The following is a 14,853-nucleotide window of genomic DNA, read 5'->3' on the forward strand; positions in this document are numbered from 1 at the left end:
CCCGGCGACGAGTCCGCGTGCGTCGTGGCGGTTGTTGAGGCTCGACCCTTCCACGCGATTTCGGCCATGTGGCCGCGTCTGGACGGATTCCTCCCGTCCACACGTAGCGACATGCAAAAAAGGCCGCGCGACAGAAGCCGCGCGGCTGGAGTGATGGATATCAGGCGAGGATTAGGCAGCTGCGCTGGCCAGACGGTCGGACGCTTCACGGTCAACCTTGATACGCTTGATCGTGGAAGCGGGCGCAGCGTCCTTGTCGGATTCCGGCTTGGCGACCTTCGGACGGCTGGCCTTCGGCGCGGCTTCCTTGGTCTCCTCGCCTTCCACTGGCTTGGTTTCGGCCTGCTTGATCTCGACCACGTTCGAGGTTGCGGCAGCGGGCTTCGCCTTGGCCGTCATCTCGCGGTATTTCTTGATCTGGGTGGCCATGAACAGGGCGAAGTTCTTGTCGTCCTGACCCGCGTCGTCGTCGTCAAGCGTGGCGTCCGCAATCTTGCCAATACGGTCGACAAGCGGTGCCTTGGCCTTGGCTTCGGTCGATTTCTTGTCCTTTTCATAGTCCGCCGGCGACGTGGTGAATGCGGCCGGAAGGTCGGATTTCTTGCCCTTGGCATAAGTGAACACCAGCTTGACCGCGTCAAACGCGACCTTGCCGAACGCGGTCATCCACTTGACGACGGCGGCGCGGTAATTCTTGGGCGTGGCCGAGTAGATGGCGTTGCAGTAAATCGCGTCGTGATGTTGCTCGACGTGGTTCAGCGCCGAATAGGCAAGCTGGTGCGTCTTTTCGGTGAAGGTGGCGGCGGTCTTGCCGTAGCTGGCAACGGCGGTCTTGAGGGACTTGCCGGTCAGGATTGCGAAAGCGGTCATGTTCATTTCTCCGTAGGTGGCATAATTGCCGGGTTTCGGTCTCAAGCGACCGTGACAGGCGCGTTCAGCGCCGCACCTGTCAGAGTGGCTTGAGTGTGACGCCGCGCAGCTCGCACCGCGCGGCGTCTCTCCTTCTTTGCCATGATTGGCGATTTGCGGTCTTACCGTTGCCAGCGTGACCGCATTCATTTGCGAGATTGAAATCTGAATTGTTCTTTCTCGAACGACTCGCCCTTGCGAGTTGCTAGCCTTCCGGGGACGGCGGGCCGCTTGGTGGCGTCCCTTCAAGCGGGGTCGTTTAACCCTCGCACCGCGCATTTGTTCCCGTGCGCTCTACCGTCTCGCCTGCCCGCTTCGTTGCGCGGCGTACCTTGGTAGCCCCATTGTTTCGATAAGTCGGCGCAATGGGAGCGCCCGTACGGCTGGCCTAGTGAGTCACCACTGGCATCGGACCGTCTGCTATAGGTTCAAGGCCGCGCCCCCTCGCCTGCCTGCCAATCGTCCAGCCTTGCCAGCCTGCCATCCAGAAGGATGACCGCTTGACGTTGCCAGCAACCGGCAAGCCCGAAGGCCGCTTGTCCTGTCACCACTCTGTCAAAGAACTCGGCGAACTCGCCGCACCGCTAGGAAGCGATGGCCAACACATAGAGGCATGCCGTCACCATGTCAATATGCTTTTGCTATTTTATTCATTATCCAGCCATCACGGCTTTATACATACCCCGCGCCTCATGCAAAGACCGTGTGCCTGGCATCGCATTGTCATGCTGCTACCCCTCGCCCTGCACCGCATTGTCATGGGTAGCCAATGGCCCGCTAGCCTGCCCTATCCCTGCCCATTGATGCGGCCCTGCCGCCTCTCCAGCCTGCCTGTTCATCGAGCATCGAAGTGCAACGACAACTGGCCGCACGACAGGCCAAGCCCCTCGCCTCGCCGGTCAGAAGGGAGGGGGGGCTAAATCTCTACGGGTCCATTGGGGGTGCCACCGCTGCGGGGTCAGGTTCACAAAATTTTTTCCGACAGGAGGAAGATTCGCGAAAAGCGGGTCAGAGCGACCGAAAAAACAGGGCAAAAACCCAGCATTTAGTACTGGTCCAATGAAAATTGTCAGGGCCGCGAAATTGATGGGTATTTTTGAAATTCACCTAAGCGGACAAATGCCGGACACCAGCCGGACAGATGGCGGACAAATGGCGGTTTTTGCCATTTGTCGATTTCGCAAAGCGCTGGACCAATTGAGGTTGTCAGCGTTCGGCCGGACAAAAGCCGGACAAACGGCGGACAAGTGACGATTCCGCCATGATCGATGGAACGGACAAACGGCGGACAAATGCTGGACATTTGGCGGTTCTACGCGTGTGCGCACGGCCTTCAGCTATAACCTGAGAAGTAGGAGGCCCTCATAGGCCGACCTATCTTCGTCTCCCGTTAGAGCCCGTCATCGGAGGTTGTTGGGGGATGGCTGCTGCGCGCCACCCCGTTGACAGTCCCCCGCGTTTACGGTCAATTCCAGCCGCTGGCGAGAAAACCGCCCGGCTCCTCCCCTTCACAATCGAGCATTGGCATGGTCCGAATGTTGAGACCGGCGATTCCTGTCGCCGATCTGCGCATAGCCCGGCCGCGCGAGAAGCGCGTCGATCCGGAGCTGAACACCCAGGCGTACAAGCGCTGGGCTGACGAGGTGAAACGTCGGGCGGGATACCGCTGCGAATATGTCAACGGCGGCCACCGCTGCCCAAGGTCCAGTGCCGACGGCGACAGGATGATCGCGGATCACATTCGCGAGCGGAAAGATGGCGGCGGGCTGCTCGATCCCAAGAACGGTCAATGCCTTTGCGTCTCCCACAACACCGCGAAGGGCATCGCCGCCCGAGCGGCGCGCATGAAGGAACAGTTCTGATGCAGATCGGAATGATAGAGGGTGCCACACGCATCCTTGGCAAATCGCAAGGCTACGCTGGCCTACCTCTACGTGACGAGATGACCAACTGCAGCGTCGGCGGCGAGAACACTCCTGCGATGATCACCGCCTGGCTCCCGACGCCGAAAGAGCTCGAAGCTCTCAATGCCGGCGCCGCGGTGCATGTCCGGCTGATCGGAACGGGGCATCCGCCTATCATGGTGGAAGTCGGCCCGGTACCGGGCGAGCACTGACATGTCCACCGTCAAGCGAGCGCGAGGTCGGCCGCAGTTCAAGCCGTCCGCCACCCAACGTCGCACCGTCGAGCAGATGGTGTCCTGTGGTGACAGCAAGCGCATGATCGCGCGCGCCCTCAAGATCGACGAGGACACGCTCAACAAGCACTTCGTCGAGGAGTTAGAGAACGGCGCGGCCAGGAAACGCCGCGAAGTGATCGACATGGTCTACAAGGGGGCGAAGAAGGGAAACGCCACCCTGATCAAGCGCCTCGAGGAGATGACGCGGATCTCGGGCGCAAAGGAAGACCTCGACCAGCCTGAAAATCCGAAGGGCAAATCGGCGGCACCGACATCGCCGCGTGCGCCAAAGCGCGGCAAGAAGGAAATCCAGCGCGATGAGGCGCTGCTCGCTGGTCAAAACTCCGAGTGGGGTGAAGATCTCGCTCCGCTGCCGGGTACCAGGCCGAACTGATGACTTGGTCGACCGCGCTTCCTGATTGGGAAGCGCGCATCGCTGCGCACAAGACCCTGATCCCGGATGGGCTGCCGATCGATGAACAGCGCGCCAATCGCGCGCTACGCATCTTCAAGCGGCTTCGGGTAACCGACATCCAGGGCATGCCGACCCTCGGCGAGGTCAGCCCGGAATGGATCTTCGACCTGGTCCGTGTCGTGTTCGGCGCGTTCGACTGCGAGCGGAAGCGCCAGCTGATCCGGTCGTTTCTCGTACTGATCGCGAAGAAGAACGCCAAGTCAACCATCGCAGCGGGTATCATGGTCACGGCCCTGATCATGAACGAGCGCCCCATGGGCGAGTATCTGATCCTGGCGCCGACGAAGGACGTCGCTGACAACAGCTTCCTCCCGGCCTACGGTATGATCAAGAACGACTCGGAGCTGTTCAAGCGCTACAAGCCTTCGGACACGACGCGCGAGATCGTGAACCGCTTGGACGGCGCAACGCTGGCGGTGAAGTCGGCCGACGCAGATGTCGTGGGCGGTCAGAAGTCGATCAGCCGCTTCATCGACGAGCTCTGGCTCTTCGGCAAGAAGAGGGGCGCCGCCAACGTCCTGTCGGAAGCGGAAGGCTCCGCCGCCTCGCGGCCGGAGGGGTTCACGATCTACGCGTCGACGCACTCCGACGAACCGCCAACTGGCGTGTATCTGGAGAAGCTGACCTATTTCCGCTCGGTGCGCGACGGCAAGGTGGAGGACCGCACGTCCCTGCCGCTGATCTACGAGTACCCGGACTCGATGCTGAAGGCGAAGGCCTGGCAGAATCCGCAGACGTGGCACATTCCGAACCCCAGTCTTGGCTATTCGGTAGACCACGAGTGGCTGACCACCGAGTTGCGGAAGAAGGAGATCGAGGGAACATCTGCCCTCAGCATCTTCGTTGCGAAGCACTTAAACGTCGAAGCTGGCATCGGCCTGAAGTCCGGGAGCTGGGCCGGCGCTGAGTTCTGGCTCGTCAATCCGAAGACCGGCGTCTCCAATGTCGATGCGACCCTGACTTTTCGTGAGGTGTTGCGCCGGTCGGAGGTCATCACGATTGGAATCGACGGCGGCGGACTGGATGATCTGCTCGGCCTCGCCGTCCTCGGCCGCGAGGCTGGAACGGGCAAGCTGCTGCTGTGGTGTCATGCGTGGGCGCATGAGATCGTGCGGGAGCGCCGGCCAGAGATTTCTTCTAAGCTCGATGAACTCGCCGCGCCCCCGCGCGAATTGGGGATGCCGCCTGAGCTTACCTTCGTCAAGAACCCCGGCGACGACGTTTATGAGCTGGCAGATATCGTCCGGACCGTCGAGCGATCCGGAAAGCTGGCGGAGAAGGAGGCGATCGGCGTCGACACCTTCGGTATCGCGGCAATCAAGAAGGCGCTGCAGAGTGAAGATGGCGGCTCCATCGCCGATGAGCGCATTGTAGGCATCCCGCAAGGCTGGAAACTGAACGGCGCGATCAAGGATACCGAGCGGGATCTTGCCGGCAACGTCATCCTGCACAATGGCGGCGCCCTCATGCGCTTCGCGGTGGGAAACGCCAAGGTCGTTCCGCGAGGCAACGCGATCGCAATCGACAAACAGGAATCCGGGTCAGCCAAGATCGACCCTCTGATGGCGGCGCTGCACGCGAAGGTACTCATGGGTCTGAATCCGCAGCCCACCGTTCGATCAGGCTGGGACACAGACGATGTTGAGGGACTGGAGGCCAGGATCGCAGCCGAGGTCGCAAGGTTGGCGCGAGACGACCAGGAGCGCATAGCGAGCGCTGCCGAGAAAGACCCCGATGAACTCGCTCGAAGGCGAGCGGCCGACGCCGCGCGCGCAGAAGCTTTCGAAATAGCCCGCCTTCGCGAAGCCGGCGTCGGCATCTACTGAACGAGGACCGACATGCGATTTGTCTCGGCCGCAGGACGCGGCTTGCGCCGCGCCGGCGTCGTTGCTGCGCGCGCCGTGCCGTCACTGTTCCGTGACTCGATTGGCTTGGTTGGAGCCGGCGCCTTCGTGTTCGGCGTTTGGCAGATTCACGTGCCGTCGGCATGGATCGCGGGAGGCATGATGCTGATGGTTGTGGCTTTCCGCCTCGCGGCCTCGTCCGCGGGAGATCGCTGATGCGCGGACTGTTCGCCGCCCTCACCTCACCCCGAGGGGAACGCAAGGACGATAGCCGCTACGGCCTCGTTGACGAGATGTGGGCCGATTTCTTTGGCGGCCTGCGCGCCTCGAAATCTGGCGTATCGGTGAATTGGAAGTCGGCACTTTCGGTGACGACCGTGCTGGCATGTTGCCGCGTCCGCGCTGACGGCCTGGCCACGGTTCCGTGGAAGCTCTATCAGCGGACCGAAAAGACGGTGAACGGTAAAACGGTCGCTGGCCGACAAGAGGCTCGCGATCATCCGCTCTACGATCTCCTCGCAACTGCTCCCAACGAGTGGATGACCAGCCTGGAGTTTCGGGAGACGCAGAACTTCCATGTCGACCTCGCAGGCCATTCGTACACTTTCAAGAATTGGGTGCCTGGCCTCCACAGCGGGCCGTACATCAGCGAGATGATCCTACTGGATCCGGCCCGAGTGACGCATCGGCAACTCAACGATGGGTCATTGGAGTATACGCTTCGCGGTCTGGATGGGTCCACACAGACGCTGACACGCCAACATATTTGGCACGTCAAAGGTCCGTCCTGGGACACGATCGACGGCCTCAACATCGTGAATTTCGCCCGTGAGGCGATCGGCTTAGCCATTGCAGCCGAAGACAGTCACTCGTCATTCCATCGCAACGGCGTGAGGCCGAGCGGCATCATCGCGGCGGATGGCTCGCTGGATGAACCGCAACTGATCCGCCTTGCCGCTTGGGTTCGGCGGCATTTCGGCGGCGCTGACAACACCGGCAAGCTTCTCGTCCTCGACAAAGCGGCAAAATTCCAGCCCACGCAGATGACTGGCGTAGACAGCCAGCATCTCGAAACGCGAAAGTTTCAGGTCGAGCGCATCTGCGAAGTCCTTCGTGTAATGCCAATTATGATCGGTTTCTCGGGCGACAAGAACGCCACCTTCGCGTCTGCCGAGCAGATGTTTCTCGCCCACCTGGTGCATACCGTCAGACCCATCCATCGCCGATTTGGTGGTTCTGGTGACTTGTTCCTTCTCTCGAAGGACGAACGAAAGAAGGGCTACTACACCGGGTTCGTCGACTCCGATTTCTTGAGCCCGAGCCTCGAAGCCAAGGCCAAATACAATCAGATCGCGCTCGGCGGCCCCAACAATCCGGGCTGGCTCACACAGAACGATGTTCGCGGCTGGGATGAGATGGATGCGATGGAAGGCGCCGATCGCCTCTTCGCTCCCTCAGGTATGGCCGTCTTGGACGAACACGGAAAGCTTGTCCCGATTGTCGCGCCGTCGGCGCCTAAATCCCCTACTGGAGCGTGAGCATGGAGCACCTTCTGTCCGGCCTCACAGAGGTCAAGTTCGCTGCCGGCGCCAAGGACGGTGTGTTCTCAGGCTACGGGTCGATCTTCGGGAACATCGATTCTCACGGCGATATCGTCGAGAAAGGCGCGTTCACCAAGACCCTGCGCGAATGGGAAGAGAGGGGCAAGCTCCCCAAGATGCTGCTCCAACACGGCGGCTTCTTCGGTCCGGTCGATGACATGTTGCCGATCGGCAAATGGACCTCGATGGAAGAGAACTCCAAGGGCCTGAAGGTCGAGGGCGAGTTGTTCGCGCTGAACACCGATCGCGGAGCGCTCATCTACGAGGGCCTGAAGAGTGGCGAGCTCGACGGCCTTTCCATCGGCTACAAGACCGTGAAGTATCGCATGGGAACCAAGCCGCAAGATCCGACACGCTGGCTCGAAGAACTCAAACTCTTCGAAGTCTCGGTTGTGACGTTCGGCTCCAATGACAAAGCGACCATCGGCCAGGTCAAAGCCGCCAATCTTCTCAATCCTCGCGACCTCGAGCGCGAGCTCAAGACCATTCTCTCCGCGAACGACGCCGTGAGGGCCGTCGCTATCGTGAAGAAGCACCTTCAGCGTGAGGCTGAGGGCCACCCGTCCACCGATCCTCGTGATGAGGAAGCGGCGATGGAACTGCTCAACACGCTGAAGAAGCTGCGGGCAGCCTGACCCAACCCTACATCGCAGGAGGGCGAAATGCCCGAGTTGAAGGATGTGCTGGATGATGTCCAGCGCGAGATGAAGAAGTTTGGCGAGGACACCAAGTCCGCGCAGGAATCCATGATGAAGGACCTCAAGGAGGTCCGAGAGCTTGCCGAAAAGGCAGGCAAGGCAGCCGGTGACGGAACCCAGCTCAAATCAGACCTGGACGCCCTGTCTCGCGGCGTCGAGGAAAAGCACGCCGCCATCGAAGCCAAGGTCAAGGATATTCTGGAGAAAGCGGCGAAGGAAGCCGATGCCATCCTGGAAATCCAGAAGAAGATTGGTCGGCCGGGCGGTGGTGGAACCTCCGACGATCAGGCCAAGTTCCTGAAGGAAGCGCTCGACTTCAAGCGCGTTGCGATGTCCCGCCGCGGCGAGCTGAAGACAACCACCATCCTGAAGCCCGAAGACGTCAACGCCGACGAATACAAGGCATATCAGGAAGCCTTCCGGATGTCGCTTCGGCGCCAGGAGAACCAGCTCTCCCAGGACGAGCAGAAGGCCATGTTGGTTGGGTCGGACCCGGACGGTGGATATCTGGTCCCCACCCAGACGTCTTCGCGCATCATCACCAAGGTCTGGGAAACGTCGCCGATCGATGAACTCGCCTATCACGAGAGCGTTTCGACCGATGCTCTCGAAATCGCGATCGACGCGGATGAAGCCGGCGCTGGTTGGGTCGGCGAAACGGAATTGCGCCCCGAGACCAGCACGCCCCAGACCGGTGTGCAGCGCATCCCGGTCCACGAGATCTATGCAAAGCCCAAAGCCACGCAGCAGCTTCTCGAAGACGCAGGTATCGATGTCGAGGCTTGGCTTGCCAGCAAGGTCGCCGACAAGTTCGGCCGCATGCGTGCGACGGCCTTCATCATCGGCAACGGCATCAAGAAGCCGCGAGGCATCCTGACTTATCCGGCTGGCTCGAACGGTGTCCGTGGCACCATCCTGCAGGTGAAGTCCGGTCATGCCACCCAGCTTACACCTGATGGCTTGATCACGCTCACGTTCTCCATCAAAGACAAGTACCTCGCCAATGCGAATTGGCTGATGAAGCGTGGTACCGTCGGCGCCGTCCTCCTCTTCAAGGACGCGCAGGGTCAGTACATCTGGCGGCCGGGCCTTCAGGCCGGAGCTCCCTCGATACTCCTCAGCTACAACGTCCGGCGCGCCGATGACATGCCGACCGTGGGTGCCGGCACTTTGCCGGTGGCCTTCGGCGATTTCCGCGCCGGTTACACCGTCGTCGACCGTCTGGGCATCCGGACTCTTCGTGATCCGTATTCCTCGAAGCCGTTCGTCGAGTTCTACACGCGCCAGCGTGTGGGTGGCGACGTCGTCGACTTCGAGGCCTACGCCCTGCAGGTGGTCGGCACCTGATCCACATCGTCTGAACCAAGGGCGCGGCGCTAGCCGCGCCTTTTCCCATTCGCTGCTCGGATACGGGCATTTCAACGGAGGGTCCCATGCGGGACATCATCTCGAATCTTCATCTCGTTGCCGCCATTCCGCCGGCAGCGACGGCTCCGGCCGACAACACCCCTATCGTCTCGACTATCCTGGATCGTATGGGCTTCGAAAGTGTTGCCCTTGCCATCGTCGCCGGCACGCTTGTCGATGCCGATGCGACCTTCGCTGTCACGCTCGAACACGGCGACCAGGCCAACCTTTCTGACGCATCGGCGGTGCAGGCGGACATGATGAACGGCGGCCTCGTGAACGCTGGCTTCACGTTCGCGGCCGACAACGCTTGCCGCAAGCTCGGCTATGTCGGCGCAAAACGTTACGTTCGCGCGACAATCACGCCCGCGAACAATACCGGTGCCGCGCCAGTGGCTGCGCTGTGGATGCTCTCCCATATGAACCAGGCGCCGACCGCCAATCCCCCGGCATAATCCACCCTTCCGAAACCGTGGCCGGCGCTATCGTCGCCGGCCTTTTTCAATCCTGATGGAGGCCGCGCTATGCGCAAGGCTGTCGTTATCAACGCGTTCCCGTTCGCCTTCGATGGCATCAACATTCAGTTTCTGACCAAAGGCAGCACTTTCCCTCCCGATGGACAGCCTGCCGTGGCGGACTCCTCGCTCGATGGTCTGGTGAAGGCCGGATATCTGGAGGAAATCGATGGCGTCGTGATGGTTCCCGAGGAAGACGCCGCCATGAACCGCGCGATCATCGTCTCGATCGACAAGCGATTGACCGACGCTTCCGATGAAGAACTCATGAGCATCGTTGCAAGGTCAGGCGCACCTTTCAGCGGCAATCTTATACGCGCAGAACTTGTTCTGGCGGCCAAGCGTCAGGTGGTCGCGGAAGCCCAGGGTGCCTCGCCGGTACTTGGTATGAAGGATGCGTCCGACGCTGACACGTCACAGGCACCGGTATCGGAGAAGGTCGAACCTCAGTCCGGTGGTGATGGTGTCAAGGAAAGTGGCACCGGCGAAACAGGGCCGACGAAGGTCGATACCGATCTCGATCTCGACGGCCTCAAGAAGGACGAACTCGAAGAGATCGCCAAAGACAAGGGAATCGACATCTCCGATGCGAAGACCAAGGCCGATATCGTCGCTCTGATCAAAGCCGCCGACTGACTGTCGTGTTTGCCTGGAGCGGCCCGATGCGATCGAAGTTCGAAGTTGTCGTGGCCGCCACCGGCACCCTGCTGTCCATTGCGCAGCTTCGAACTGCGGCTGGCCTGTCCGGCACCGACACTAGTCGCGACACCGAGCTTCAGGATCTCGGCAAACGTGTTGCTGCCGAGATCGCTATCGCCTGTCGCGTTCGCGGAGATGGCGTCGCTGAACCAACGCTTCTGGCGGAGACCGTGAGAGACACGTTCCGCGAGACGGGATGCGACACCGATCTGTTCCTTTCCAGGCTGTTCGCCTCGAGCATTTCTTCCATCGTCGAAGCCGGCAACACACTCGCGGCCACCGACACATATGTCGATGGCGGCGCCGGCATTGTGCGACGCATATCGGGTACACGCGACCTCAGATGGAGGCGCGGCGAAATTGTGATCGAGTACGTCGCCGGCTTTACGACAGTACCCTCCGATTTGATCGGCATCGCAATGGATCTTTGCCGCCTTCGCCTATCGGCCGATGCCGTTGATCCGCTCGAGCGCGCCACCACCATCACCATTCCCGACGTCGAAACCCGTCGCATCGAGAGGTGGGTGGGTGCTGTTCCAGGTTCTTCAGCAGGTCCATTGCCAGACGACATCATGAACCGGCTTGGACGATACATCACGCCGTCGTTTGCTGCCTGATGCCCAATCTCACCCCTGCCCAGCAGATCGCCGACCTCGATGCCGCGCTTGCGCGCCGGGGCACGTCGATCCAGCTTCGCAAGACGAATTCTGCAACCGGCCAGGTGACGGTTCCGGCGAAGTGGCGCGGTTATCTCCCTCAAGAGGTGATTGGCATCATCCAGGCCGGCGACACGAAGGTCATTGTTTCGCCAACCGGGCTGGAGGCGTTTGGTATCCCTCCGCAAAACGGGTTTGCAGTTCTCGCTGGCATCCCTCGCCGCATCATCGCTCCCACGCCCATTTACGATGGCGGCGTGCTCGTCCGGATCGAACTGGCGGTTCGCGGCTGATGGCTCGGCTCCAGTCTGTCGGCGAGCTGTTCAAGATCGCCATGCAGGAAACGCTGGGCGAGACACACAGGCTGCTGATCAATACGGCGAAGCGCGAGCATGCCCGCGTCATGGAAACCGATCCGCGGCCGTCGAATTTCCGTCGCATCGTGGACGGACGGTCGGGTGAAGCGGAAGAAGCGGTGAAGCCGGCCGGCATCATCGTCTACCAGTACCCGCGCATCGAACAGGTCGTTCAATTCGCGATGGAGACCCTGTTCGATCGCTCGCCTGTCGACAGCGGCGACTACCGCAACGCTCACATGATCTTCATCGAGAACTCGCCGGCGCGGAACCTCGAAGAACTGCGCCCCAGCGATCAGGTGACGATTACCAATCCTCTTCCCTACGCACGGAAGATCGAGGTCGGCGCGATGACCATGCGCGTTCCGGGCACCGATCAGGTCTATCAGCAGGCGCGTCAGATTGTGGCCTCGCGCTGGGGCAATGTGGCGAAAATCAAGTTCACATTCCGGGCGATCATCGGCGGCCATGTGGCCATCCAGGAACGCGCTGCAGCCCGGGGCCGGTATGTAGGCCGGCCAGCAACGGGTGACTTCGAACGGCAGTTGGCGCCGGCACTGCACAACCGCGCGGACCTCCGCTTTCCGGCGCTCGTAATTTCGGAGCTTTGACGTGCCAGAAGTCGCCGCCGACGGTCCTATCCGCACCTTCTTTGAGGCCGGCTGGGGAGCTACCACGCGCGTTGCGTACGAAAACGAGCCACCTGCCGCGCCGTGGCCGCCGGTCAACGGCGCGAGCGAGCTGGTTCCTTGGGCCTTCCTCGAAATCGTGGTCACCGGCAGCGAGCTGGCGGGAGCCACAGGGCTTAAGGGTCGTCGCCTTTGGCGCGACTATGGCCTGATCCACGTACACGTCTTCGTGCCGATCGGTAGCGGGAAGGTAGCCGCGAACAGTCTGGCAAAGGATGCCGGCGAGATTTTCCGAGCTGCTGCATTCCATGAAGGACCTGATGGCCGCGCGATCCGGACACTTGCACCCATGGTGTCCGCCGGCGGCTCGGCCGGCGATGACCAACGGCTCGGCCAGATCACCGGCACCAACAGCATTCACAGCGACTGGTTCCGGGCAACCATGACTGTCGAGTTCAATTACTTCTACCGCGGCTAGCCGCTCAATCCACAATCTGACGGAGAACGACGATGACCGGCTACGCCGAGCAGTGGAATGCCTATGTCGCGTACAAGGCGCAGGCCGCCCGAGGCACCCAGGCATCGGGTGCTGGCGCATTGATCCTGCCGCAGGCCGGCGGCCAGGGCGGCCGCCTGACCAAAAACACGATCGCAGACCCGATTATCCGTCGTGACGCGATGCAGATTCGTGGCCGCCATGGTTCGCAGAAGACGGCCGGCACCTATAACGGTGCCGTTTCGATCGGTGCTCTCGATCCAATCTTTGCCGCGCTTATGCGCACAGCTTGGTCAAGCGCGGATCTTGCCATCACTCAGGCCGATATGACGTCGGTCACCACCACGGCGAACACCATCGTTGCGACTTCCGGTGACTGGATCGCGCGGGGCCTCCGCGTCGGCAATGTCATCCGCGCGACCGGCCTGCCGGATGCCGCCAACAACGGCAAGAACCTACGCATCACCGGCCTGACTGGCTCCACGATCACCGTCGCGGAAACGCTTGTGGTCAATGCGGCGGCCGACACCACCTTCACGATCACGCGTCCCGGCCGGGTGCTCACCAATCCCGGCGCCGGCGCTCTGGTGAAGACCTACTTCACCGTCGAGGAACACGAGTACGATCTCGATGCTTCTGAGGTGTTCACCGACTGCGTGTTTTCGCGGCTCCGGATCTCGATGAACCCCGATGGCGTGCTGACCACGGAACTCGGCTGGACCGGCACCGGCAAATTCGAGACGAAGTCCGGTGTCGATGCTCCGTATTTCACCGCTCCGACAGAGCCGTCCGGTCTCTCTCTCGCTGCGGTCGACGCAACACTGCGCGTCGGCACCGAAGATATCCTCGAGCTCACATCGTTCGACATAACCGTCGATCTCCAGCCGAACGCTCCGTCGGTCACCGGTCCGAGCAAGTACGCACCGGATGTGTTCCTCGGAGTGCAGATGATCTCGATGAATCTGACCGCGCTGCGCAAGGACTTGCTCGACGTTGCGGACTTCATCGCCGAGACGCCGCTTTCTCTGCATTTCCTGGCTCAGGAGAACGAAGCTTCGCCGGCCGACTTCTTCGCACTCACCATCCCGAACTTCACATATGGCGGCGTCGACAAGTCGGCGTTGTCGAAGCAAGGCGGCCCGCGAACGGTCACCCGCAACGTGCCGTCCGATCTGGTCGGCATCGATACGCGCGGCGGTGCGTTCCCGGCCACGCAGATTACGATGCAGGTTTCGAACGCAACCTAAGGAGAAACGGATGTCCCAGAAGGAAAAGGCGGTGCGCGAGGCCGCCAGCGCATTGTCGGCCGCCATCGCCGAGGCCCGCTCGGCCGGGCTGCATGTCCAATGGCCCCACTCCCACGAGGGCCTTCTCGCCATCGCTATCAGCGAGACGAAAAAAGCCACCGAGGAGAAGGCCGACACGGCCCCGACGAAGGCCAGCGAAAAAAAGGCCGGACCGGCGGCTTAACGGAATCCCGTCCCACCGGGCAGCAACAGCGGCGCCGCTCGGCGGCCGGTGCGTGGGAGCATCGGCCGCCACCTGTCTCCCACCAGAAGGAATTGCCCCAATGACTGTCAAAACTGACAGCCCTGCCATCGACATCACCAATTTTCTCCCGACGCACGATTTCCGGCTACAGATCATCGCGCCGAACGGCGTGCCCACCGGCTGGTGGTGGACGCTGGCAGCGGCATCGCACGAGAAGAACGTCGGCTTCACCGAGGCTCGTGCGGCCAAGAACCTTGAACGGGCGAAAGTTATCCGCGAAGCGCAGTTCAACGGCCAGCGGTACGAGGCCGAGGCCAAGACCCCGGAGCAGGATCGGCGCGAGGACGTTCAGTGGATCGTCGCCCGCACGCTAGACTTCACCCCCATTAGGATCGGGGATGGGTTGTTCAACTACAGCGACAAGGCAGTCGAGGACCTGTTGATCCGTCCGGAGCTGACGTTCGCTGCCATGCAGATCATCAAGGCGCTCAACGACGACGCCCGTTTTATCAAGCGCTCCGAGGCTCCCTAAAGAGCTACGCGGAGCGCTCTTTCGCGCTTGATGCGAAGGCGCCTGACGGCGTCTCGCAACGCCAGAGGCTGGAGGGCCTTCTGGAAAGGACACGCCGCCCTGAACAGCGTGCCAGATACGAAGCTGAACTTCAGCTTCCACGAATGCCGGTCGAAGTGGCTTACGTCTGGGCGATGTTCTGGCGGCTGCGCAACAGGGTGCGCAACGTCAACACGCACCAACCGATCACCTGGGACGATATCTACAAGTACCGGGATCTTGTGATGGCTCATATCGGGCCATTCGAAATCGAGCTGATCGAACTGCTCGACGATCTTTTCCTGAAAGCACAAGCAGAAGCGAAAAACGAGGAAGGAGGCGACTGAA

The 14,853-nt window shown here is 61.3% G+C and carries 20 protein-coding genes; 19 read left to right on the forward strand and 1 reads right to left on the reverse strand.

Going from position 1 to position 14,853, the window contains the following annotated elements:
* Positions 1-171: 171 nt before the first annotated feature.
* Complete coding sequence (locus FZF13_RS07210; protein ID WP_139116517.1) at positions 172-870, reverse strand: hypothetical protein; 699 nt, start codon at positions 868-870, stop codon at positions 172-174.
* A 1,125-nt stretch (positions 871-1,995) separates the two neighbouring features.
* Between FZF13_RS07210 and FZF13_RS07215 the strand changes: the two genes are divergently transcribed.
* From FZF13_RS07215 to FZF13_RS07300, 19 genes are all read left to right on the forward strand, one after another.
* On the forward strand, positions 1,996-2,160 hold the full coding sequence (locus FZF13_RS07215) for a hypothetical protein (RefSeq protein WP_161773322.1): 165 nt from the start codon (positions 1,996-1,998) through the stop codon (positions 2,158-2,160).
* Between the two features lie 191 nt (positions 2,161-2,351).
* Positions 2,352-2,771, forward strand: coding sequence for an HNH endonuclease signature motif containing protein (locus FZF13_RS07220; protein WP_244431162.1), 420 nt, complete (start codon positions 2,352-2,354; stop codon positions 2,769-2,771).
* Positions 2,771-3,025: a hypothetical protein gene (locus FZF13_RS07225; protein ID WP_024922449.1), complete on the forward strand. Its 255-nt coding sequence runs from the start codon at positions 2,771-2,773 to the stop codon at positions 3,023-3,025. Before FZF13_RS07220 ends, FZF13_RS07225 begins: the two co-directional genes overlap by 1 nt.
* A 1-nt stretch (position 3,026) precedes the next feature.
* Positions 3,027-3,482 carry a hypothetical protein gene (locus tag FZF13_RS07230; protein WP_024922448.1) on the forward strand — a complete coding sequence of 152 codons (456 nt, stop codon included), beginning with the start codon at positions 3,027-3,029 and terminating at the stop codon, positions 3,480-3,482.
* The gene (locus FZF13_RS07235; RefSeq protein ID WP_024922447.1) at positions 3,482-5,389 is read left to right on the forward strand and encodes a terminase large subunit domain-containing protein; all 1,908 of its coding nucleotides are present in this window, start codon (positions 3,482-3,484) and stop codon (positions 5,387-5,389) included. Before FZF13_RS07230 ends, FZF13_RS07235 begins: the two co-directional genes overlap by 1 nt.
* 12 nt (positions 5,390-5,401) lie before the next feature.
* The gene (locus FZF13_RS28865) at positions 5,402-5,623 is read left to right on the forward strand and encodes a hypothetical protein (protein WP_024922446.1); all 222 of its coding nucleotides are present in this window, start codon (positions 5,402-5,404) and stop codon (positions 5,621-5,623) included.
* The gene (locus FZF13_RS07240; protein WP_024922445.1) at positions 5,623-6,945 is read left to right on the forward strand and encodes a phage portal protein; all 1,323 of its coding nucleotides are present in this window, start codon (positions 5,623-5,625) and stop codon (positions 6,943-6,945) included. Before FZF13_RS28865 ends, FZF13_RS07240 begins: the two co-directional genes overlap by 1 nt.
* A gap of 2 nt (positions 6,946-6,947) precedes the next feature.
* The gene (locus FZF13_RS07245) at positions 6,948-7,643 is read left to right on the forward strand and encodes an HK97 family phage prohead protease (protein WP_024922444.1); all 696 of its coding nucleotides are present in this window, start codon (positions 6,948-6,950) and stop codon (positions 7,641-7,643) included.
* Between the two features lie 27 nt (positions 7,644-7,670).
* On the forward strand, positions 7,671-9,053 hold the full coding sequence (locus tag FZF13_RS07250; protein ID WP_024922443.1) for a phage major capsid protein: 1,383 nt from the start codon (positions 7,671-7,673) through the stop codon (positions 9,051-9,053).
* Between the two features lie 86 nt (positions 9,054-9,139).
* Entirely contained in the window at positions 9,140-9,568 is a 429-nt protein-coding gene (locus FZF13_RS07255; RefSeq protein ID WP_024922442.1) for a hypothetical protein, read from the forward strand.
* Between the two features lie 69 nt (positions 9,569-9,637).
* Positions 9,638-10,264 (forward strand): hypothetical protein, encoded by a 627-nt coding sequence (locus FZF13_RS07260; RefSeq protein WP_024922441.1) that lies wholly within the window; start codon positions 9,638-9,640, stop codon positions 10,262-10,264.
* A 50-nt stretch (positions 10,265-10,314) separates the two neighbouring features.
* The gene (locus FZF13_RS07265; protein WP_139116518.1) at positions 10,315-10,944 is read left to right on the forward strand and encodes a hypothetical protein; all 630 of its coding nucleotides are present in this window, start codon (positions 10,315-10,317) and stop codon (positions 10,942-10,944) included.
* Entirely contained in the window at positions 10,944-11,276 is a 333-nt protein-coding gene (locus FZF13_RS07270) for a hypothetical protein (RefSeq protein ID WP_024922439.1), read from the forward strand. Before FZF13_RS07265 ends, FZF13_RS07270 begins: the two co-directional genes overlap by 1 nt.
* A 41-nt stretch (positions 11,277-11,317) precedes the next feature.
* The gene (locus FZF13_RS07275; RefSeq protein WP_139116519.1) at positions 11,318-11,950 is read left to right on the forward strand and encodes a hypothetical protein; all 633 of its coding nucleotides are present in this window, start codon (positions 11,318-11,320) and stop codon (positions 11,948-11,950) included.
* Position 11,951: 1 nt separating this feature from the next.
* Positions 11,952-12,446: a hypothetical protein gene (locus FZF13_RS07280; protein ID WP_024922437.1), complete on the forward strand. Its 495-nt coding sequence runs from the start codon at positions 11,952-11,954 to the stop codon at positions 12,444-12,446.
* A gap of 32 nt (positions 12,447-12,478) precedes the next feature.
* A complete protein-coding gene (locus tag FZF13_RS07285; protein ID WP_024922436.1) occupies positions 12,479-13,711 on the forward strand; it encodes a phage tail tube protein in 1,233 nt (410 codons plus the stop codon).
* A gap of 10 nt (positions 13,712-13,721) precedes the next feature.
* Positions 13,722-13,934, forward strand: coding sequence for a hypothetical protein (locus tag FZF13_RS07290; RefSeq protein ID WP_024922435.1), 213 nt, complete (start codon positions 13,722-13,724; stop codon positions 13,932-13,934).
* A gap of 100 nt (positions 13,935-14,034) precedes the next feature.
* Entirely contained in the window at positions 14,035-14,487 is a 453-nt protein-coding gene (locus FZF13_RS07295; protein WP_024922434.1) for a hypothetical protein, read from the forward strand.
* Positions 14,488-14,630: 143 nt separating this feature from the next.
* On the forward strand, positions 14,631-14,852 hold the full coding sequence (locus FZF13_RS07300; RefSeq protein WP_024922433.1) for a phage tail assembly chaperone: 222 nt from the start codon (positions 14,631-14,633) through the stop codon (positions 14,850-14,852).
* The last annotated feature ends 1 nt before the right edge of the window (position 14,853 follow it).

The sequence above is a fragment of the Mesorhizobium terrae genome (genome assembly GCF_008727715.1).
GTDB classification, from domain to species: Bacteria; Pseudomonadota; Alphaproteobacteria; order Rhizobiales; family Rhizobiaceae; genus Mesorhizobium; species Mesorhizobium terrae.

Bases quoted from the DNA above. Each gene is read 5' to 3' on its own strand.
- FZF13_RS07245 (WP_024922444.1), top strand. From the start codon at position 6,948: ATGGAGCACCTTCTGTCCGGCCTCACAGAGGTCAAGTTCGCTGCCGGC.
- FZF13_RS07235 (WP_024922447.1), top strand. From the start codon at position 3,482: ATGACTTGGTCGACCGCGCTTCCTGATTGGGAAGCGCGCATCGCTGCG.
- FZF13_RS07255 (WP_024922442.1), top strand. From the start codon at position 9,140: ATGCGGGACATCATCTCGAATCTTCATCTCGTTGCCGCCATTCCGCCG.
- FZF13_RS07260 (WP_024922441.1), top strand. From the start codon at position 9,638: ATGCGCAAGGCTGTCGTTATCAACGCGTTCCCGTTCGCCTTCGATGGC.
- FZF13_RS07240 (WP_024922445.1), top strand. From the start codon at position 5,623: ATGCGCGGACTGTTCGCCGCCCTCACCTCACCCCGAGGGGAACGCAAG.
- FZF13_RS07290 (WP_024922435.1), top strand. From the start codon at position 13,722: ATGTCCCAGAAGGAAAAGGCGGTGCGCGAGGCCGCCAGCGCATTGTCG.
- FZF13_RS07215 (WP_161773322.1), top strand. From the start codon at position 1,996: ATGGGTATTTTTGAAATTCACCTAAGCGGACAAATGCCGGACACCAGC.
- FZF13_RS07210 (WP_139116517.1), bottom strand. From the start codon at position 870: ATGACCGCTTTCGCAATCCTGACCGGCAAGTCCCTCAAGACCGCCGTT.
- FZF13_RS07230 (WP_024922448.1), top strand. From the start codon at position 3,027: ATGTCCACCGTCAAGCGAGCGCGAGGTCGGCCGCAGTTCAAGCCGTCC.
- FZF13_RS07285 (WP_024922436.1), top strand. From the start codon at position 12,479: ATGACCGGCTACGCCGAGCAGTGGAATGCCTATGTCGCGTACAAGGCG.
- FZF13_RS07300 (WP_024922433.1), top strand. From the start codon at position 14,631: ATGCCGGTCGAAGTGGCTTACGTCTGGGCGATGTTCTGGCGGCTGCGC.
- FZF13_RS07225 (WP_024922449.1), top strand. From the start codon at position 2,771: ATGCAGATCGGAATGATAGAGGGTGCCACACGCATCCTTGGCAAATCG.
- FZF13_RS28865 (WP_024922446.1), top strand. From the start codon at position 5,402: ATGCGATTTGTCTCGGCCGCAGGACGCGGCTTGCGCCGCGCCGGCGTC.
- FZF13_RS07295 (WP_024922434.1), top strand. From the start codon at position 14,035: ATGACTGTCAAAACTGACAGCCCTGCCATCGACATCACCAATTTTCTC.
- FZF13_RS07275 (WP_139116519.1), top strand. From the start codon at position 11,318: ATGCAGGAAACGCTGGGCGAGACACACAGGCTGCTGATCAATACGGCG.
- FZF13_RS07250 (WP_024922443.1), top strand. From the start codon at position 7,671: ATGCCCGAGTTGAAGGATGTGCTGGATGATGTCCAGCGCGAGATGAAG.
- FZF13_RS07270 (WP_024922439.1), top strand. From the start codon at position 10,944: ATGCCCAATCTCACCCCTGCCCAGCAGATCGCCGACCTCGATGCCGCG.